This is a genomic window from Micromonospora sp. NPDC005686 (assembly GCF_042871665.1).
In the GTDB taxonomy this organism is placed as follows: Bacteria; Actinomycetota; Actinomycetes; order Mycobacteriales; family Micromonosporaceae; genus Micromonospora.
Window position 1 is genome coordinate 407,980 of the sequence record NZ_JBIAIY010000004.1, and the last position, 18,856, is coordinate 426,835.

General features: G+C 72.5%; 20 protein-coding genes and 1 tRNA gene. 10 read left to right on the plus strand and 11 right to left on the minus strand.

Annotated features, from left to right (window positions below; genetic code table 11):
- Positions 1–253 precede the first annotated feature (253 nt).
- Positions 254–329 (plus strand) — tRNA-Arg (locus tag ACFYON_RS12395).
- A 37-nt stretch (positions 330–366) separates the two neighbouring features.
- On the opposite strand, the gene ACFYON_RS12400 is transcribed toward ACFYON_RS12395, so the two are convergent.
- The 3 genes from ACFYON_RS12400 to ACFYON_RS12410 all read right to left on the minus strand — a co-directional run bounded on the left by ACFYON_RS12400 (position 367) and on the right by ACFYON_RS12410 (position 2,723).
- Complete coding sequence (locus ACFYON_RS12400) at positions 367–1,029, minus strand: DUF6882 domain-containing protein (protein ID WP_354864514.1); 663 nt, start codon at positions 1,027–1,029, stop codon at positions 367–369.
- A gap of 78 nt (positions 1,030–1,107) precedes the next feature.
- Positions 1,108–1,281, minus strand: a complete 174-nt coding sequence (locus ACFYON_RS12405; protein WP_354864516.1) for a hypothetical protein — start codon at positions 1,279–1,281, stop codon at positions 1,108–1,110.
- 356 nt (positions 1,282–1,637) lie between these two features.
- Complete coding sequence (locus ACFYON_RS12410; protein WP_354864518.1) at positions 1,638–2,723, minus strand: family 43 glycosylhydrolase; 1,086 nt, start codon at positions 2,721–2,723, stop codon at positions 1,638–1,640.
- Positions 2,724–2,932: 209 nt separating this feature from the next.
- On the opposite strand from ACFYON_RS12410, the gene ACFYON_RS12415 reads away from it, so the two are divergent.
- Positions 2,933–3,709 carry an HAD-IIB family hydrolase gene (locus tag ACFYON_RS12415; protein ID WP_355047301.1) on the plus strand — a complete coding sequence of 259 codons (777 nt, stop codon included), beginning with the start codon at positions 2,933–2,935 and terminating at the stop codon, positions 3,707–3,709.
- A gap of 126 nt (positions 3,710–3,835) precedes the next feature.
- Positions 3,836–5,623 (plus strand): adenylyl cyclase, encoded by a 1,788-nt coding sequence (locus ACFYON_RS12420; protein ID WP_355047302.1) that lies wholly within the window; start codon positions 3,836–3,838, stop codon positions 5,621–5,623.
- Between the two features lie 45 nt (positions 5,624–5,668).
- Here the strand turns inward: ACFYON_RS12420 and ACFYON_RS12425 are convergent, their stop codons facing one another.
- Positions 5,669–6,259, minus strand: a complete 591-nt coding sequence (locus ACFYON_RS12425) for an ATP-dependent Clp protease proteolytic subunit (RefSeq protein WP_013283850.1) — start codon at positions 6,257–6,259, stop codon at positions 5,669–5,671.
- Between the two features lie 126 nt (positions 6,260–6,385).
- Complete coding sequence (locus ACFYON_RS12430; protein ID WP_355094567.1) at positions 6,386–7,027, minus strand: helix-turn-helix transcriptional regulator; 642 nt, start codon at positions 7,025–7,027, stop codon at positions 6,386–6,388.
- Between the two features lie 251 nt (positions 7,028–7,278).
- On the opposite strand from ACFYON_RS12430, the gene ACFYON_RS12435 reads away from it, so the two are divergent.
- On the plus strand, positions 7,279–8,292 hold the full coding sequence (locus ACFYON_RS12435; protein WP_354864527.1) for a potassium channel family protein: 1,014 nt from the start codon (positions 7,279–7,281) through the stop codon (positions 8,290–8,292).
- A gap of 24 nt (positions 8,293–8,316) precedes the next feature.
- Here the strand turns inward: ACFYON_RS12435 and ACFYON_RS12440 are convergent, their stop codons facing one another.
- A complete protein-coding gene (locus ACFYON_RS12440; protein ID WP_354864529.1) occupies positions 8,317–8,799 on the minus strand; it encodes a MarR family winged helix-turn-helix transcriptional regulator in 483 nt (160 codons plus the stop codon).
- Between the two features lie 86 nt (positions 8,800–8,885).
- On the opposite strand from ACFYON_RS12440, the gene ACFYON_RS12445 reads away from it, so the two are divergent.
- Positions 8,886–9,533 (plus strand): NAD(P)H-dependent oxidoreductase, encoded by a 648-nt coding sequence (locus tag ACFYON_RS12445; protein WP_355094565.1) that lies wholly within the window; start codon positions 8,886–8,888, stop codon positions 9,531–9,533.
- 80 nt (positions 9,534–9,613) lie between these two features.
- Here the strand turns inward: ACFYON_RS12445 and ACFYON_RS12450 are convergent, their stop codons facing one another.
- The 3 genes from ACFYON_RS12450 to ACFYON_RS12460 all read right to left on the minus strand — a co-directional run bounded on the left by ACFYON_RS12450 (position 9,614) and on the right by ACFYON_RS12460 (position 14,097).
- Positions 9,614–10,648 (minus strand): 2-oxoacid:ferredoxin oxidoreductase subunit beta, encoded by a 1,035-nt coding sequence (locus ACFYON_RS12450; RefSeq protein ID WP_355094563.1) that lies wholly within the window; start codon positions 10,646–10,648, stop codon positions 9,614–9,616.
- Positions 10,641–12,488, minus strand: a complete 1,848-nt coding sequence (locus ACFYON_RS12455; RefSeq protein WP_355094561.1) for a 2-oxoacid:acceptor oxidoreductase subunit alpha — start codon at positions 12,486–12,488, stop codon at positions 10,641–10,643. The genes ACFYON_RS12450 and ACFYON_RS12455 overlap by 8 nt, the downstream gene beginning before the upstream one ends.
- Positions 12,489–12,684: 196 nt before the next feature.
- Positions 12,685–14,097, minus strand: a complete 1,413-nt coding sequence (locus ACFYON_RS12460) for a hypothetical protein (RefSeq protein ID WP_354864537.1) — start codon at positions 14,095–14,097, stop codon at positions 12,685–12,687.
- 124 nt (positions 14,098–14,221) lie between these two features.
- On the opposite strand from ACFYON_RS12460, the gene ACFYON_RS12465 reads away from it, so the two are divergent.
- Positions 14,222–14,599: an NADH-quinone oxidoreductase subunit A gene (locus tag ACFYON_RS12465; RefSeq protein WP_030501070.1), complete on the plus strand. Its 378-nt coding sequence runs from the start codon at positions 14,222–14,224 to the stop codon at positions 14,597–14,599.
- A 28-nt stretch (positions 14,600–14,627) separates the two neighbouring features.
- Here ACFYON_RS12465 and folP read toward each other — a convergent pair whose 3' ends face one another.
- Entirely contained in the window at positions 14,628–15,497 is an 870-nt protein-coding gene (gene folP, locus ACFYON_RS12470) for a dihydropteroate synthase (RefSeq protein WP_354864539.1), read from the minus strand.
- 152 nt (positions 15,498–15,649) lie between these two features.
- Between folP and ACFYON_RS12475 the strand changes: the two genes are divergently transcribed.
- Genes ACFYON_RS12475 through ACFYON_RS12490 form a run of 4 tightly spaced genes read left to right on the plus strand, consistent with a single transcriptional unit; the run spans position 15,650 to position 18,041 of the window.
- On the plus strand, positions 15,650–16,264 hold the full coding sequence (locus ACFYON_RS12475; protein ID WP_354864541.1) for a DivIVA domain-containing protein: 615 nt from the start codon (positions 15,650–15,652) through the stop codon (positions 16,262–16,264).
- On the plus strand, positions 16,261–16,761 hold the full coding sequence (locus ACFYON_RS12480; protein ID WP_354864543.1) for an SRPBCC family protein: 501 nt from the start codon (positions 16,261–16,263) through the stop codon (positions 16,759–16,761). Before ACFYON_RS12475 ends, ACFYON_RS12480 begins: the two co-directional genes overlap by 4 nt.
- Before the next feature lie 36 nt (positions 16,762–16,797).
- Positions 16,798–17,382, plus strand: a complete 585-nt coding sequence (locus ACFYON_RS12485; protein WP_354864544.1) for a DNA-3-methyladenine glycosylase I — start codon at positions 16,798–16,800, stop codon at positions 17,380–17,382.
- Between the two features lie 35 nt (positions 17,383–17,417).
- Positions 17,418–18,041, plus strand: a complete 624-nt coding sequence (locus ACFYON_RS12490; RefSeq protein WP_354864546.1) for a hypothetical protein — start codon at positions 17,418–17,420, stop codon at positions 18,039–18,041.
- Between the two features lie 22 nt (positions 18,042–18,063).
- Here the strand turns inward: ACFYON_RS12490 and ACFYON_RS12495 are convergent, their stop codons facing one another.
- On the minus strand, positions 18,064–18,855 hold the full coding sequence (locus ACFYON_RS12495; RefSeq protein ID WP_354864548.1) for an enoyl-CoA hydratase-related protein: 792 nt from the start codon (positions 18,853–18,855) through the stop codon (positions 18,064–18,066).
- Position 18,856 lies beyond the last annotated feature (1 nt).

Below are 18,856 nucleotides of genomic sequence, written 5' to 3' on the forward strand. Positions count from 1 at the left end.
CAGGATCGTGCGACCTGGCTACGGACCGGTGATCTTCGATGATGTGCGCGGTGTGTGCTCTCCAGCGGGTACCAACCCGGGTGAACCGGTGCCAACGCGGGTCACCGCGGCTGACCGCCGGTCGCAAACCGGGGTTCGTGTGCTCCGGGTGTGGTCCTGGGCTGGGAGAACCGGGGTACGGGTGACGTGGGTGAACGTGGGCCACTCCCTGCCACCCCAGGTGAACCCCCAGGTCGCTAGACTAGGCCCTCGCGCCCTCGTAGCTCAGGGGATAGAGCATCGGTTTCCTAAACCGTGTGTCGCAGGTTCGAATCCTGCCGGGGGCACCACACATCCCACGTCGGCCGATCCGCGGCGCGGTTCCCGCTACGGCCGCAGCGTTCCCGACATGTTGCTGACGCGACCCATCGCGTCGAAGTCGACGCGCAGCACGGAACCGTCCCGGCTCTGTGCCGTCACCGACATCGGGGCCCGATCCAAGCGCCATCCCTCCTGGTGCAGGAACGCCTCAACGGCGACGCGGTGTTCCACCGGGAAGGACTGGAGGACCTGGGCCAGGACGGTCGGCACCCGCTCCGGGCGGACCGGCGCGGTGATCTGTGCCGGGGCGTCGTCGAGGTGGAAGAAGACGGCGCCGCCGGGGTACGGCCCGCGGTAGTAGCAGCGGCCGGTCAGGCCGGACGCCAGCAGGGCGAGCCGGTGTCCGTCGGCGCGCTGGAGGGGGAACGTGGGTTCGGTCAGTTCGGCGACCCCTTGGCGATGCCCGTACTCGCGGAGCCAGCCGGCCAGGTGCAGCACCGCCGGCGGGAGGTTGCTGGCCTCGTTGGCCCAGGCCCACAGCCAGGTGCCGTCGTCGTGGCTTTCGGTGCCGAGGAGCTGGACGCGGTATCGCAGGTCGTCCCCGAATGTCACGGTGCCGTCGGCCACGTTGAGTTGCCATTCACGTTCGCCCAGGAGATCGGCCAGCGCCATCTGACGGGCCAGCCCGGTGCCGACGTGTTCGGCGAAGAGACGATCCAAGGTCGGCATCGCCGCAGTGTGCCAGATCCTTTTTTGGTACGGGGACGGCCCCGCGTCCGGCCGGAGCCGGAGCGCGGGGCCGGCGGGTCAGCGGACCAGCGCTGCCACCAGCGTCCCGATGCAGGCGACGACGGCGGCGATGATCGGACTGAGCGTCTTGATGTACGCCAGGATGATCCGGTGCCGGGCGGTCAGTTCGGCAACGGCTTCGTCCTCGTCCTCTGGCGTCTCGAAGTCTGACCCGTGAGGGATTACAGTCAACGTGACTCCTTCCGTTGCAGCGGTGGAGTCGAATGCGGCGTCCGGTGGCAGCCGGGCGCCGCCCTCTGTGTGAGGCGACGCAGTGCCGTTCGACGTTTCGAGCATCCTCCCGGCGCACGGCTAGCACAAGAGTCGGCATTTCACTGTCGGGTACCTGACAAGCAGATGCATCGCATCGAGAAAATTCCGGTGCCAGCTCTTGCCAAATGCAATTTTCCGTGAAGCAGATCAACCGAGCGTGACTGAGTCAAAGCAGATGGTGAGCAGCTGTGTTGTCAGGCGCGGCGGAGCCGGAGCGCCGCGCCACACGAAGATCGACCGGTAGCCGCCCCGGCGGCTGCTACGTGGACGGCCGGCTACGAGACGAGGAATCCGGTGGAGGGACGGGTCAGGACGCCTGTCATCGGGAAGCGTCTGGTGCCGTTCCACCAGTGCCACACCACGCGGTCGGTGCCGTCGGCGGCGGCGAAGACGTCCATCCCACCGGGGCCCTGGTGGTTGCCCGGGAGGCCGCGGATCGGGTTGAGCCCGGCGTCGCCCGTGAAGCCGAAGAACGGGCGGGACTCGCCTTCACGGACGGGGTTGCAGCGGGTGCCGGGCAGAGGGCTGGCGCCGCAGCGGGCGATGCCGGTGGCGTAGCGGGCGCTGTCCCAGTTGTTGCCCGAGTACATCAGGTACCAGTCCCCGTCGGCGGCCTTCCACATCGACGGGTTCTCGACCACGTGCGTACCGCCGCTGATCTTGGCGGTGTCCCAGGTGATGTCGGTGCTCTTGAGCATGTCCCGGCGGGTGTTCCAGATCGCGCGGCCCTCGCTGTCCGTGCGGACGGTGGAGATGCCGGTCTCGGCGCCGGAGGCGATGGCGTCGTCCCGGTAGGTCACGTACAGGTTGCCGCCGGCCACGAAGGGGTTGGCGTCCAGTGCCCACCGGCCGGCGTCCGGGCAGGCCCACTCGCCCTGGTTCTGGAAGGGGCCGCGGGCGCTGTCGGAGATGGCCCGCCCGATGCACTTCTGCCCGGAGCCCTTGCGGGAGGCGGTGTAGAACATGAAGAACCGGCCGTCGAAGCGCGCGACGCCGGGGGCCCAAACCGAGCCGCCGGGCTCGGCCCAGGCGCCCGGACCGGACGGCAGGGCGTCGTACGAGGCGCAGTCGGCCATGCCGACGTCGTCGCCGGAGCCGTGGACGAGGACGGGTACGTAGAGCTTGCCGGTCGCGCCGCAGCGTGCGCCGATCCCGTCGCCGATGGTAGTGCCGTAGGTGACGTAGGAGCCGTCCCTCGCCAGCAACGTGTCCGGGTCGGCCAGCGGGAAGGTGGACGAGCTGGCCAGCGTGGACAGGTCGTCGGCGGGCGCGGCGACGGCGGGCACGACACCCGCAGTGGTCGCCGCCAGGGCGGTCACGGCGAGGACGACGAGCCCTCCGCGCTTTCGAAGAAATCTCACCGGATTGCCTCCATTGATGAAAGATATTGTCGCCGAAGGCTATCGACGCCCGGCGATGCGGTCAATGGCTCGGGAAGCCGGTCGTCCGGGGGTGGCTCGCGTTACGCTCCGTCGGGACGGCCCTGTCGTCTGCCGGGCCGTCAGGTCGGCGCCAGGACCCGTCGGTACCCTGGCAGGTCCTGGCCTGTCCGCGACGACATGAGGTATTCGTGAACGATCTTCGAGTGGTGGCGTTCGATCTCGACGACACCCTGGCGATTTCCAAGTCCCGGATCGATCGTCGGATGGCGGAGTTGCTCGGCCACCTGCTCACCGAGGTGGACGTACTGGTCATCTCCGGTGGCCGGTTCGAGCAGTTCCAGTCGCAGGTGCTCGCCCACCTCGACCTCACCGAGGAGCAGCGCGACCAGCTGCACCTGATGCCGACCTGCGGCACCCGCTACTACCGCTGGTCCGACGGGGACTGGCGGCAGGTGTACGCCGAGGACCTGAGTGAGGCCGACAAGGCCCGTGTGGTCGCCGCGCTCACCGAGTCGGCCCAGGCGCTGGGTCTGTGGGAGGCGAAGACCTGGGGCGACATCATCGAGGACCGGGGCAGCCAGATCACGTTCTCCGCGCTGGGGCAGTCCGCCCCGCCGGCCGAGAAGTACGGCTGGGACCCGGACGGCGACAAGAAGCGGCGGCTGCGCGACGCGGTCGCGGCGAAGCTGCCCGACCTGGAGGTCCGCGGCGGCGGCTCCACCTCGATCGACGTCACCCGCAAGGGCGTGGACAAGGCGTACGGCATGCGGAAGCTGCTGGAGCACCTGGACCTGAAGCTCGACAACGTGCTCTTCGTGGGTGACCGCCTGGACGTGGGCGGCAACGACTACCCGGTCAAGGCGATGGGCATCCGCTGCGTCGAGGTCACCCGCTGGGAGGACACCGCCGACTACGTCGAGAAGCTCGTCGACGACCTGGTGAAGCGGCGCGCCGAGCGCGCCTGAGCGCAGCACGCGGCAGAGCCCGCCGGTTCGCCCGAACCGGCGGGCTCTGGCGGTATCGACGGCGATGAGGTAGGAACAGCCGAGAGAGCGCTCTCTCGTCCCGCCCACCACCGAACAGGCAGGCAGATGCGATCACCCGACCCCTCCCGCCGCCGTTTCCTCACCCTCACCGCCTCCGCGGCCTCACTCACCGCCCTCGGCCTCCCGGCCGGCGTCGCAGCCGCGTCCCCGCCCGGCCGCCCGGCCCGCGAGCCCGACTTCGGCCCCAACGTCTTCGTGTACGACCCGAGCACGCCGGCCGACGAGATCCAGTCCACGCTGGACCGGCTGTTCACCGCCCAGGAACGCAACGAGATGGGCTTCGACAGGTACGCCGTGCTGTTCAAGCCCGGCCGCTACGAAGTGGACGCCCGGCTCGGCTACTACACGACTGTCGCCGGTCTCGGCGCGCACCCGGACGACGTGGAGATCCACGGTGCGGTCCGGGTGGTCGGGCAGCCGGACCCGAACTCGCCCGCCGGCATCTCCGCGCTCACCAACTTCTGGCGCTCGGCGGAGAACCTCTCGGTCACCCCGACCGACTGGTCGAACCAATGGGCCGTCTCGCAGGCGTCACCGATGCGCCGGGTGCACGTCAAGGGCGTGCTGTGGCTGGAGCCCGGCAACGGCGGTTACTCCAGCGGCGGCTACATCGCCGACTCCAAGGTGGACGGCATCACCATCAACGGCTCCCAGCAGCAGTGGCTCACCCGGGACAGCGAACTCGGCGGCGAGTGGACCAACGGCGTCTGGAACCAGGTGTTCTCCGGCGTGCTCGGCGCGCCCGCGCAGGGCTTCCCCGACCCGCCGTACACCACGCTGCCGACCAGCCCGGTCACCCGGGAGAAGCCGTACCTGTTCGTCGACGCCCAGGGCGCCTGGCGGGTCGCCGTACCGCGCCTGCGCCGGAACACCGCCGGCACCACCTGGGCCGCCGGCGGCGCTCCGGTGCCGTCGCTGCCGCTGTCCGCGTTCTTCCTCGCCCGGCCCACCGACTCGGCGAAGCGGATCAACGCGGAACTGGCCCGCGGCCGGCACCTGCTGCTCACCCCGGGCGTCTACCACCTGGACCGGGCGCTGCGGGTACGCCGTCCGGACACCGTCGTGCTCGGTCTCGGCATGCCGAGCCTGGTGCCGGACCGGGGGGACGCGGCGTTGCGGATCGAGGACGTGGACGGGGTCCGCATCGCCGGGGTGCTCGTGGACGCCGGACCGGTCGAGTCGCCGGTGCTGGTCGAGGTCGGCACCCGGCGCTGCCACCGGTCGCACGCCACGAACCCGATCTCGCTGCAGGACGTCTTCTTCCGCATCGGCGGCCCGTACGCCGGGCGGGCGGTCACCAGCCTGGTGGTGCACAGCCGGCACACGCTCATCGACAACATCTGGGCCTGGCGCGGCGACCACGGCCGGGCCGGCACGATCGGCTGGACCGTGAACACCGCTGCCACCGGCGTGATCGTCAACGGCGACGACGTGACCGCGTACGGGCTGTTCGTCGAGCACTACCAGCGCTGGCAGACGATCTGGAACGGCGAGCGCGGCCGGACCGTGTTCTACCAGAGCGAGCTGCCCTACGACCCACCGAGCCAGGCCGCCTGGCGCAGCCCGACCGGCAACGGCTGGGCCTCGTACAAGGTGGCCGACCACGTCCGCACGCACGAGGCGTGGGGACTCGGGGTGTACTCGTACTTCAACCAGGGCGTGGACATCCGCTGCGACCGGGCGATCGAGGCGCCGCGCCGGGCGGGCGTGCGGTTCCACGACGCGATCACCGTGTTCCTGGACGGCAGCGGCGGCATCGAGCGCACGATCAACGAGGTCGGCACGCCTGTCGTCGGCTCGTACGGCACCAGCCCGGTGATCAGCTACCCCTGACCGCGAGGGCGGCCCGGCCGGCGGCACCAGCCGGGCCGCACCCGCTCACGCCGCGAGCTGGTCGACGCGGGTGAGCACCTGGTCGACGAGCCCGTACTCGCGGGCCTGCTCGGCGGTGAACCAGCGGTCGCGGTCCCAGTCACGCTGGATCTCCTCCAGCGTGCGCCCGCTGTGCTGGGCGATCAGTTCCTGCATGGTGCGCTTCACGTGCAGCATGTTCTCGGCCTGGATGGTGATGTCCGCGGCCGTGCCGCCCATCCCGCCGGACGGCTGGTGCATCATGATCCGCGAGTGCGGCAGCGCGAACCGCTTGCCCGCCGCCCCGGCGCAGAGCAGGAACTGCCCCATCGACCCGGCCATCCCGAGCGCCAGCGTCGCCACGTCGTTCTTGACGTACCGCATGGTGTCGTAGACGGCCATGCCGGCGCTGACCGAACCACCGGGTGAGTTGATGTAGAGGAAGATGTCCCGCTCCGCGTCCTCGGCCGCGAGGAGCAGGATCTGCGCGCAGATCTGGTTGGCCGACGCATCGGTGACCTCGGTGCCGAGGAAGATGATCCGTTCCTTCAGCAGCCGCTCGAAGACCCGGTCGCCGAACGCCGGCTGTCCCTCGTCGAGCATCCAGATGCCACCCATCGCCGCCCACCTCCGTGCCGCCGGTGGGCGGGGGACCGCCCGGGAACCCGGCGGTCTCCAGCGTCCGCCGGGCGCACCCGCGCGGCCCAGGCTTTCTGCCCGGGGCAGATTCGCCCTGGGCAGAAGCTACGCGGCGACCGGCCGCCGACGGCCGGCGCGGGCTCGCCGCCGGGCGACAGTGACGGAGGTACGCGGACGGGGGCGGACGGCCGGGGCGGAGGGAGCCGGCCAGATCCGGATGCCGCCGGAGAACCCGATCGGCGTGGCGGAGTCGAACGCCGGACCGAGTGGCGCCGGCCCGAGCCCGACGGGCCGCAGCGCGCCGCCCACCAGGGGCGTGGCGGTGACCGGCCGGCGGGCGAGGTGCGGCCGGAGCAAGACGGCGGGCCGGCGCGTCACGGGCGGGCGGGGCGACACGGCCGGGCGGCGCGTGACGGACAGCCGCGGCGGGCCGACCCGCAGGTGCGGCCCGGTGCGGGCGACCGGCACCCGGTCGAACCGGGCCGCCGAGAACCCGGGGCCGACCGGGGCGGGACGCTCCCGGAGCAGCTCGTCGCGGGCCTCTTCGAGCAGGTCGGCGAGATGGATTCCGAGCGCCCGGCAGATCGCGGCAAGCACCTCGGAGGAGGCCTCCTTGCGCCCGCGTTCGACCTCGGACAGATAGGGCAGGGAGACGCCCGCGGCCTGGGCCACCTCGCGCAGCGTGCGGCCCTGGCGCAGGCGGATGCGCCGCAGCACCCCGCCGATCACGCGTCGCAGCAACGACATGCCGGTCTCCTCGCGGTCGGGCGTCCCGGACGTCCCCATCATGCCCCGTCCACGCCCCCGGCACCTGCCCGGTCGGCCCCCGTGGTACCGACCGGGCAGGTGCGGATCACAGTCTCACCCGTGACGGCGTCGATGGATGTGACGAAATCCTTACCGCTTGCGGCGACGGACCGACCCTGCCGACCAGCCGGCTCGGGGCGTACCCGCTATCTTGAGGGCGTGCAGGCGACGGTGGCGGAGCGGGACCGACGGTGATCCATTTTCCCGCGCAGCGGCGGGGGCCACTGAGCGCGCTGAGTCTGCGCCTGCTCGCCGCCCTCGGCCTGGTCTTCGCCACGGTGTTCGTGGTGTGGCTCGACCGCGACGGCTACCGCGACGTCGACGAGAGCGGCCTGACGCTGCTCGACTGCTTCTACTACGTGGTGGTCTCGCTCTCCACCACCGGGTACGGCGACATCACGCCGGTCAGCTCGTCCGCGCGCCTGGCCAATGTCCTGTTCGTCACCCCCGCCCGGGTGCTCTTCCTGATCATCCTGGTCGGCACCACCCTGGAAGTCCTGACCGAGCAGTACCGCACCGGCCGTCGCCTGTCGCGGTGGAGGAGAACCGTGAAGGACCACGTCATCATCTGCGGCTACGGCACCAAGGGCCGCAGCGCGGTCTCCGCCCTGCTGGAGAACGGTACGGACAAGGCCAGGATCGTGGTGGTCGAGCGGAGTGGGCCGGCGCTGCGGCAGGCCACCTCGAACGGCCTGGTGACGATCGAGGGTTCGGCGACCCGCTCGTCGGTGCTGGAGCAGGCGCACGTGCGTACCGCGAAGGCGGTCATCATCGCGACCGACAGCGACGACGCCTCGGTGCTGGTGGCGCTCACCGTCCGGCAGCTCACCGCCGGTCAGGTGCGGATCATCGCGGCGGTACGCGAGGCGGAGAACGCGCCGCTGCTCAAGCAGAGCGGGGCGCACCACGTGATCGTCTCGTCGGCCACGGCCGGGCGGCTGCTCGGCCTCTCCACCTCGGCCCCGCCCCTGATCGACGTGGTGGAGGACCTGCTCACCCCGGGTCAGGGCATGGCGCTGGCGATGCGGTCGGCCGAGCGCGACGAGGTGGGCCGCCCGCCGCGTGAGCTGGAGTCGTTGGTCATCGCGCTGGTCCGCCGGGGCAAGGTGGTCACGCTCAACGACCGTGCCGGCGCGGTGATCGAGACCGGCGACATGCTGGTCCACGTCCGGGACGACCGGCCGCAGGCCACCACCGCGCTCTGACCAGGCCCCGCTGAGCGCCGACGGTCAGCAGGCGCCCGGGCCGCCCTCCGCCATCACTTCGCCGCAGGTCGACGACCGGCCCTGGGTGGCCCGTCGCAGCAGGTCGTAGAGCAGGTCCCGCTCGCCGGGCGCCAGCGCGCCGAGGACCTCCTCCTCGGCTCCGGCGAGCGCGCACTCGGCCTCGCTCAGTCGCTTCGTGCCCGCGTCGGTGAGGCGTACCTCGTGCCGGCGGCGGTCCTCCGGGGAGCGGCGGCGCTCGGCCAGGCCGTCCGATTCCAGGTCGTTGAGCAGCCCGACCACGTTCGTGCTGTCGAGCTGGAGCGTGCCGGCGAGCGCCTGCTGGCTGATGCCGCCGGAGTCGCGCAGCACGGTGAGCGCCACCAGGTGGCGGGGGCGCAGGCCCAGCGGGGCCAGCACCGACTCCGAGCGCAGCCGCATCCGCCGGGCCAGGTGGTCGAGCAGGGGCCCGGAGCGGCGCTCGGACTCCTCGACCGGTGCGGCGGACATGTGACCCAGTTTACGCACTCCGAGGAACATCGACCTGCTATAAATAGTTGGTTCTACACGAACGATCGTCGGAGGAGAAACCACCCATGGCACACCTACTGCACGTCGACTCCAGCATCACCGGGGAGCGGTCGATCAGTCGGCGGCTCAGCGCCCGCGCCGCCGCCGCCTGGCGCGCCGCCCACCCGGACGGCACCGTCACCTACCGCGACCTGGGCCAGAACCCGCTGCCGCACCTGAACACCGCGAGCGGCCTCGCGCGCATGGTGCCGCCGGATCAGCACACCCCCGAGCAGCAGGCGTCCTGGCAGCTGACCGAGGAGGTGGTGGCCGAGGTGAAGCAGGCCGACACGGTCCTGCTCGGGCTCCCGCTCTACAACTACGGCGCGCCCAGCAGCGTGAAGTCCTGGGTCGACCACCTGATCGCCCCCGGCATCGCCTACGACCCGGTGACGAACGCCGGGCTGCTCGGCGACCGCCAGTTCGTCGTCCTGGTCAGCCGCGGCGGCGGGTACGGTCCGGGCACCCCGCGCGAGGGCTGGGACCACGCCGAGCCGTGGCTGCCGCACGGCCTGTCCCTGACCGGCCTGGAGCCGCGGTTCATCTGCGCCGAGCTGACCCTGGCCCCGGTCAACCCGGCGATGGCCGAGCTGATCCCGCTGTTCGAGCAGAGCCTCGCCGCGGCCGAGCGGGCCGTCGACGAGCTGTGGGTGCCCGCCTCGGCGGCCGCCTGACCGTGCTGTGTCACAGGCGAAGGGCGGGCCGCTCCACGGGGGAACGGCCCGCCCTTTCGCGTGACGGATTCAGCGGCGGATCAGAGGATCGTCCAGGTGTCGCCGCTGCCGAGCAGCGCGCCGAGCTGCTGCTCCGGGGTCTGGTCGACGCTGGCCCTGGCCGCCGCGACCTGCTCCTGCACCACGCTGTCGTAGGAGGGGCGGTCGACCGACCGGAACACCCCGATCGGGGTGTTGCTCAGGTCCAGGCCGGGCAGCCGGGACAGCGCGAACGCGTACGCCGGGTCGGCCACCGTGGCATCGTGCACGACGATCTGCTCGGCCGGCGTGTTCGCGGTCTCCCGCACCTCCAGGCCGAAGCCGCCCGGCGGGTGGACCACGCAGAACTGCCCGTCCTTGCCGAACGTGATCGGCTGCCCGTGCTCCAGCCGGATCAGGAAGTCGTCGCGGGTGGCCGGCTCCTTCAACGGGTCGAACGCGCCGTCGTTGAAGATGTTGCAGTTCTGGTAGATCTCCACGAACGCGGAGCCCTCGTGCTGGGCGGCGGCCCGCAGCACCGACTGGAGGTGCTTGCGGTCCGAGTCGATCGTCCGGGCCACGAACGTGGCCTCGGCGCCGAGCGCCAACGACAGCGGGTTGAACGGCGCGTCCGCCGAGCCGGCAGGCGTCGACTTGGTGATCTTGCCGACCTCGGAGGTCGGCGAGTACTGGCCCTTCGTGAGCCCGTAGATCCGGTTGTTGAACAGCAGGATCTTCAGGTTCACGTTGCGGCGCAGCGCGTGGATCAGGTGGTTGCCGCCGATGGAGAGCGCGTCGCCGTCACCGGTGACCACCCAGACCGACAGGTCCGGCCGGGACACCGACAGGCCGGTGGCGATCGCCGGGGCGCGGCCGTGGATCGAGTGCATGCCGTACGTGTTCATGTAGTACGGGAAGCGCGACGAGCAGCCGATGCCCGAGACGAAGACGATGTTCTCCCGGGGGATGTTCAGCTCCGGCATGAAGCCCTGCACGGCGGCCAGGATGGCGTAGTCGCCGCAACCGGGGCACCAGCGCACCTCCTGGTCGGACTTGAAGTCCTTGGCGGTGAGCTTGAGGGCGACGGGCTCAGACATTCTTCAGGACCTCTTCCAGCATCGTCTCCAGCTCGGCGGCGGTGAACGGCAGGCCGCGGACCTGGTTGTAGCCGATCGCGTCGACCAGGTACTTCGCCCGGATCACGTGGGCGAGCTGGCCGAGGTTCATCTCCGGCACGACCACCCTGTCGTAGCGGCGCAGCACCTCGCCGAGGTTCGCCGGCATCGGGGCCAGGTGCCGCAGGTGCGCCTGGGCCACCGAGAGCCCGCGCTGACGCAGGCCACGGCAGGCCGCGCCGATCGGCCCGTACGTCGAGCCCCAGCCCAGCACCAGCACCCGGGCGCCGCCGTCCGGGTCCTCCACCTCGACGTCCGGCACCGGGATGGTCTCGATGCGGGCCGCCCGGGTCCGCACCATGAAGTCGTGGTTGGCCGGGTCGTACGAGATGTCGCCGGTCTTGTCGGCCTTCTCCAGGCCGCCGATCCGGTGCTCCAGGCCGGGCGTCCCGGGCACCGCCCACGGGCGGGCCAGCGTCTGCGGGTCGCGCAGGTAGGGCAGGAAGGTGGTGCCGTCCTCGCCGTTGGGCTTCGTGGCGAACTCGACCCGCAGGTCGGGCAGCGACTCCACGTCCGGCAGCAGCCACGGCTCGGAGCCGTTGGCGACGTAGTTGTCGGAGAGCAGAATGACCGGGGTGCGGTAGGTGAGCGCGATCCGGGCCGCCTCCAGCGCCGCGTGGAAGCAGTCCGACGGGGACTTCGGCGCGATCACCGCGACCGGCGCCTCACCGTGTCGGCCGTGCAGGGCCATGTTCAGGTCGGCCTGCTCGGTCTTGGTGGGCATGCCGGTGGACGGCCCGGCCCGCTGCACGTCGACGATGACCAGGGGCAGCTCCAGCGCCACCGCCAGTGAGATCGTCTCGCTCTTGAGCGCCACGCCCGGACCGCTGGTGGTGGTCACGCCGAGCGAACCGCCGTACGACGCGCCGAGCGCCGCACCGACCGCGGCGATCTCGTCCTCGGCCTGCATGGTGACCACGCCGAGCTTCTTGTGCTTGCTCAGCTCGTGCAGGATGTCCGAGGCCGGCGTGATCGGGTACGCGCCGAGGAACACCGGCAGCCCGGAGCGCACCCCGGCGGCCACCAGGCCCAGCGACAGCGCCGCGTTGCCGGTGATGTTGCGGTAGGTGCCCGGCAGCATCCGGGCCGGCTTGACCTCGTACCGGACGGAGAAGTCCTCGGTGGTCTCGCCGAAGTTCCAGCCGGCCCGGAACGCGGCCACGTTCGCCGCCACCAGCTCGGGTCGCTTGGCGAACTTGCGCTCCAGGAACCGCAGGGTCGACTCGTACGGGCGGGAGTACATCCAGCTCAGCAGCCCGAGCGCGAACATGTTCTTGGCCCGCTCGGCGTCCTTCTTGGACACGTCGTGCTCGGCCAGCGCGCCGACGGTCATCGAGGTGAGCGCCACCGGGTGCACCGCGTATCCGGCGAGCGAGTCGTCGTCGAGCGGACTCGCGGCGTAGCCGACCTTGGCCAGGTTGCGCCGAGTGAACTCGTCGGTGTTGACGATGATGTCCGCCCCGCGCGGCAGGTCGGCCAGGTTGGCCTTCAGCGCCGCCGGGTTCATCGCCACCAGCACGTTCGGCGCGTCACCAGGGGTCAAGATGTCGTAGTCGGCGAAGTGCACCTGGAAGCTCGACACGCCGGGCAGGGTGCCGGCGGGAGCGCGGATCTCGGCGGGGAAGTTCGGCAACGTGGAGATGTCGTTGCCCAACTGCGCCGTCTCCGAGGTGAACCGGTCGCCGGTGAGCTGCATGCCGTCGCCGGAGTCACCGGCGAACCGGATCACCACCCGGTCCAGTTGACGGATCTGCTTGGTCACACCCGCACCTCGCTTAACTGAGCGCCGTCACCCTCGCCGGCCCGGCCCGCTCGGATTCTCACGTCAGAGCCTACGTCGCCACGTTAGGGCCACCTTGGCCCAGGTCCGACGTATGGGACTGGAACGGGCTGCTGTATGCCCTGCTTTGCAGCGTTTAGTACCTGGGTCCGTAACCCAGATCACCACACATCCATGATCACCTGTCGGTGACGGGCCGCTCCGGTGCGGTGATGTCGCTGCGGCGGCGCAGCGAGCGGGTCGCCAGAGTCAGCGCGAGCACGACCAGGAGACCGGACACGGCGATCAACGCGATGGCGGCCCCCCGGACCGAGGTGTCGTCACCGTTCCGTTCGCCGGCGGCGGCGAGCACGCCCTGCGAGCCGGTCGGGGCCGGCGCGGCGACCGGCGGCGTGGCGTCCGCCGCGGCGGCGCTGATCCGGAAGCTCATCTGCACCTGCCGGTCCCGCCCGCTGCGCGGGTCGAGCCGGCCGATCACCGCGCCGGACAGCGGTGCCAGCCGCTGGGCCTCCGCCGAGGCGGCGAGCGTCAGCCGTACGCCGCCGGTCCGCCCCGCCGCCAGCACGCCCAGATCGCAGCGGGTCCGGTCGGCCGAGACCGGGCCACAGCCGGGCTCGTCGCCGGCGACGGTCACCCCGGCGGGCAGGAGAACGTCGATCCGGCCGACCGCGTCGACCTGGCCGGTGTTGCCGAGCCGGACGGTGAGGGTCGCGGGAGCGCCGCTGATGTCGAACAGCACCTCCTCGGCGAGCAGCGAGATGCCGGGTACCGGCGGCCCGGGCGGGAAGAGCACGGCGAAGCCCTCGTCGTCGTACGCCGCGCCGCTGACCCCGGGCGCGACGGCGGTGACCTGGACCGACCCGGCCAGGGGCATGGTCCGCCAGGCGTCGCCGTCGACCCGGACCCGGATGGTCGCGCTGAACCGGGCGCCCGGCTCCGCGTCCCACCCGACGCAGCGGTGGTTGCCGCCACCGGCCGGCTCACAGCCCGGGGTGCCCGCGTCGGACAGCCCGGGCGGCAGCGTGTAGCCCAGGCTGATCCGCTCCGCCCGCCCGCCGGTGTTGGTCACCGTCACCCGCAGCTCGGCCACCGTGGCGTCGGCGTTCCAGTAGGCCGGCGGCAGGACCACGTCGCCGGTGTTCACGCGTACCCCCAGGGGGCCGCCGGCCGGCTGCGCCGGAGGGGGCGGTGGGGGCTTGACCGGCGGCGCCACGGGCGGCGGCGCCGGCGCCGTGGTGGCCGGCGCGGCGGTGCTCGGCGCCGGATCGGCGGGCGCGCTCGTCGGCGGCGCGGCCGGCGAGGTCGGGACCGGCGCCGGGGGCGTGGTCGGTGGCGGCGGCGCCTCGGTGGGCGGCGGGGCCGTCGCCGTGGTCTCCGGCTCGCCGGTGGGCGCCGGGTCGCTCGGTTCGCCGCCGGGATCGCCGCCCGGCTCGACCGGCTCGACCACCCGGAGCGCGGCGGCCGGACCCGGGTGGGCGAGCGCTCCGGCCGGTGCCACCGCCACCATCGCCGCGACGAGCGCGGGCGCAAGCACCGCGAGGGTACGGCGGAACGCGGCCCGCCGATCGGGCGCAACGCTGGGGCGGGGCATCTGTCCTCCGGACGATCAAGGGAATCCCATTATTCGGTGACACTTGCCATCGGGCACTAGTCCTGCCAGGAAACAAATTCGTAACGTGTCCGGGGCATCTGGACGAAACCGGTACGCTCCGCTCGTGACCGGATACCTGGGCTCGTACGCCACGCTCGGTCTGCTGCTGCTCGCCGCCGTGCTCTTCTTCGTGACGGCGTTCTCGGCGAACCGGGTGTTACGTCCGAGCCGGCCGGCCGAGCCGTGGGGCAAGCGGGCCACGTACGAGTGCGGCATCGACCCGGTCGGCGGCGACTGGGCGCAGATGCAGATCAGGTACTACGTCTACGCATACCTCTACGTGCTCTTCGCGGTCGAGGCGGTCTTCCTGTTCCCCTGGGCGCTGGTCTTCGACCGGCCCGGCTTCGGCGCCACCACGGTCGTGGAGATGGGCGTCTTCGTGGCGATCGTCGCGCTCGGCATCCTCTACGCGTGGCGGCGCGGCGTCCTGCGCTGGACCTGACCGGCGGGCCGGCCCCGGACCCGGCCCGCTAGGCCAGCCCGCGCCGGGTCGCCGCCGGCGGCCGGTCGCCCCGGATCGACGCCACCATGTCCAGCACGCGACGGGTCTCGCGGACCTGGTGGGCACGGAACACCCGGGCGCCGAGCCAGGCCGAGACCGCTGTGGCGGCGAGCGTCCCCTCCAGCCGCTCGGGCACCGGCAGGTCGAGCGTCTCGCCGATGAAGTCCTTGTTCGACAGGGCCACCAGCAGCGGCCAGCCCGTGCCGGTCAGCTCCGCCAGCCGCCGGGTGATCTCCAACGAGTGCCGGGTGTTCTTGCCGAAGTCGTGCGCCGGATCGATCAGGATGCCGTCCCGGCGCACACCCAGGCCGACCGCGCGTTCGGCCAGGCCGGTCACAGTGCCGAGCACGTCGGCCACCACGTCGTCGAAGGCGGCCCGGTGCGGCCGGGTACGCGGGGCGAGCCCGCCCGCGTGCGAGCAGACCAGCCCGGCGCCGGTCGCCGCGGCGACCCGGGCCAGCGCCGGGTCCGCCCCCGACCAGGTGTCGTTGAGCAGGTCCGCGCCGGCCGCGACCGCCTCCACCGCCACCTCGGCACGCCAGGTGTCGATGGAGACGACCACCTCGGGGAAGGCGGACCGGACCGCGGCGATGGTGTCGACCGTCCGCCGGATCTCCTCGGTCACGTCCACCTCGTCGCCCGGCCCGGCCTTCACCCCGCCGATGTCGATGATCTCCGCGCCCTCGTCCACCGCGCGTTCCACCGCGCGCAGCGCGCTGTCCTGGGCGAAGGTGGCGCCCCGGTCGAAGAACGAGTCCGGCGTGCGGTTGACGATCGCCATCACCACCAGCTCACCGGGGCCGAACGTCCGTCCGCCCAGCCGCAACGCCCCGGTCATCCCCGCCTCCTCGCCGCCGGACCGCACCGGCCGGTCCGACGCTATCCGGTCCCGCCCGCGCCACCCGTGCCGGTACCGCGAGGCGGCCGCATTCGCGGACTGGACGCCTCAGAGGGCTCGCCCGATCCCGCCCCGCATGCCACGATCTCTGCATGGGTGAGGTTTTGCTCCTCTTGGTCGTCGCGCTGACCGTCGCGGCTGTGGTGTTCGGGGTGACTGTGCTGGTCTCCGGCAAGGATCCGGGCCTCACGCCGGCCGAGCCGGACGGTCGGGCCGTGCCACTGCCCGGCAGCCGTCCGCTCGACGAGTCGGACGTGTCAGGCGTCCGCTTCGACACGGCGCTGCGCGGTTACCGGATGAGCCAGGTCGACGCGGCACTGCGCCGGGCGGCGTACGACATCGGCTACAAGGCCGAGCTGATCGGCGTCCTGGAGGCGGAGAACGCGGCCCTGCGGGACGGGCGTACCGAGGACGCCGACGCGCTGCGCCAGGCGCGCGAGGAGGCCGCCGCGACCCGCCCCGAGACCGAGCCGGCGCCCGGCCCGTCCGCCCCGGAGCCGGTGATGATCGACCTGTCCGCGCCGGAGCCGCCGGCCCGGACCGACGCCGACGGGCAGTCGGGACGCGCACCGGCCGAGGCGGGCGTGGCGGAGGCCCCGGCCGCCGCGGCCACCGAGGACACCGTCTCCCCGGCGGGCGGGAGCGCCGCGGGTCCGGCCGACGGCGACCGGGAGCGCGGTTCGGTGGTCCGCTCGGAGTCGGCGTGACCGGCGCCGGCCGACCGGCGGACGACTTCACCGAGGCGTCCCGGCGCGGCGCCGCCGAGGTCACCGCCACGGTGATCGTCGAGGCGCCGGCCGAGCGGGTGTTCGCCGCGCTCACCGCGTGGGAGCGGCAGTCGGACTGGATCCCGCTGACCCGGGTCCGGGTGGTCGAGGGCGACGGCGGCGAGGGCAGCCTGGTCGAGGCGGTCACCACGCTCGGCCCGGCCGTGCTCCGCGACGAGATGCGGGTGGTCCGGGTCGACGCGCCGTACGAGGTCGGCGTGGTGCACTGCGGCAGGCTGCTGCGCGGGCCCGGCGTGCTGCGCTGCACCCCGATGGACCGCGACCGTACGCAGGTGATCTGGCACGAGTGGTTCCACCTGCCGGGCGGGCCGGCCGGCCGGGTCGCCTGGCCGGTGCTCTGGCCCGGCTCGAAGTTCAGTCTCACCCAGGCGCTGAAGAAGTTCGCCCGGCTTGTCGAGCAGGGCCGCCTGCCCTGAGCCGGTCTGTCGGTGGGCTGACCTACCGTGGACGGCGTGACTGACCTGGTGACCGGCGCCGACGGGCTGCCGCGCTGCGCGTGGGGGGCGAGCACCCCCGACTACGCCTTTTACCACGACGAGGAGTGGGGCCGGCCGCTGCGCGGCGACGACGCGCTCTATGAGCGGCTCACGCTGGAGGCGTTCCAGTCCGGCCTGTCCTGGCTGACCATCCTGCGCAAGCGGCAGGCGTTCCGGCACGCCTTCGACGGGTTCCGGATCGAGTCGGTGGCCCGATACGGCGAAGCCGACGTGACCCGGCTGCTGGCCGACGCCGGGATCGTCCGCAACCGGGCCAAGATCGAGGCGGCGATCGCCAACGCCCGGGCCGCGTTGGAGCTGCCCGAGGGTCTTTCCGCCCTGCTCTGGTCCTTCGCGCCCCCGCCCCGGGCGGCCCGTCCCCGGTCCTTCGCCGAGGTGCCGGCCACCAGCCCGGAGTCCGTCGCGATGGCCAAGGCGCTCAAGAAGCGGGGCTTCCGGTTCGTCGGCCCCACCACCGCCTACGCGCTGATGCAGGCCACCGGGATGGTCGACGACCACCTGGCCGACTGCCACGTGAGCGGTGACCGGGCCGGGGTGTGACGGAGCGCCCCGCTCCGGCGTGATGGGATTGGGGCATGACCGACACCGAGCCGCGTACGAGCGGGACGACAGACGGTGCGACCACCACCGGCGCCTGGGGGGTGCTGCTGCCCGCCGAGCGCTTCGAGGCCGAGCGGCTGGTGCACCACGACCTGCTGGAGCTGACCGGGCTGCCCGAGGCGGCCCGCCCCCGGCCCGGCGACCAGGTGGCGGTGCTCGTCGACGAGCCGCTGCGCCTGGTCGCGCTCGGCCGGGTCGCGCCCGCGGTGTCCGGGACCCGGGAGGACCCGGACGATCCGCTGTCCGACCCGGTGGACGGGCCGCTCGTGGTCACGTACACCCGGCGGGTGCTCGACGAGCCGGTGCCGGTCGACGGCCCGGCGCCGGACGGCCCGGTCGTGGCGCTCGACCCGGCCCGCTGGCGGTCGCTGGTCGACCGGCTCGGCCCGCCGCCGGCCCGCAGCACCTGGCTGGTCAGCCTCGACCTGCCGATCGAGGCCGCGTCGCGCGCCGAGGCGGTGCGGATCTTCTGGTCCTACGTGCAGGAGTTGGGCCCGCGGGAGCTGCCGGCGTTCGTCTCGCCGTACGGCGACGAGCTGGCCATGCAGGCGTTCGTGCTGGGCGTCGAGGCCAACCAGGATCCGGAAGAGGACGACTGACCCGCCCGCCTGGCCGGCGCGGTCAGCGGCCCTGGAAGACCGGCTTCTGCTTCTCCACGAACGCCTTCGTGGCGGCCCGGTGGTCGGCGGTGGCGCCGCAGATCGCCTGCGCCTGCGCCTCGGCGGCCAGCGCGTCGGCGAGCGTGCCCGCGTCGGCGATGGAGAGCTGGCGCTTGATCGCCCCGTACGCGACGGTCGGGCCGGCGGCGAGTCGCGCGGCCAGTTCCTGCGCGGTCGGGAGCACCTGCTCGTCGTCGTCCACCAGCTTCGTCAGCAGGCCGAGCCGGCAGGCGTCGTCGGCGCCGACCGGCTCGGCGAGCATCAGCAGCTCGACGGCCTTGGCGTGGCCGACCAGCCGGGGCAGCGTCCAGGAGGCGCCGGTGTCGGCGGCGAGCCCCACCCCGGCGAACGCCATCAGGAACCGGGTCTTCGGGCCGCCGATGCGGAAGTCGGCGAGGAACGCCAGCGAGGCGCCGGCCCCGGCGGCCATCCCGCGCACCGCGGCGATCACCGGCTTGGGGAGGTTGGCCAGCCGGGCGGCGATCGGGTTGTAGTGCGTCCGGACCGTGCCCAGCGGGTCGGCGTCCGCGGTTTCGAGCGTCCGCACGTGCTCGCGCAGGTCCTGCCCGGCGCTGAACGAGCCGCCCGCGCCGGCGAGCACGACCGCCCGGCAGGAGCGGTCGGTCTCCAGCTCGGCCAGGGTGTCCCGGAGCGCCTCCTTGAGCGCCACGTCGAGCGAGTTCATCGCCTTCGGGCGGTTCAGTGTCAGGGTGACGACGGCGTCGGTGCGGTCGACGAGCAGCGGCTCGGTCACG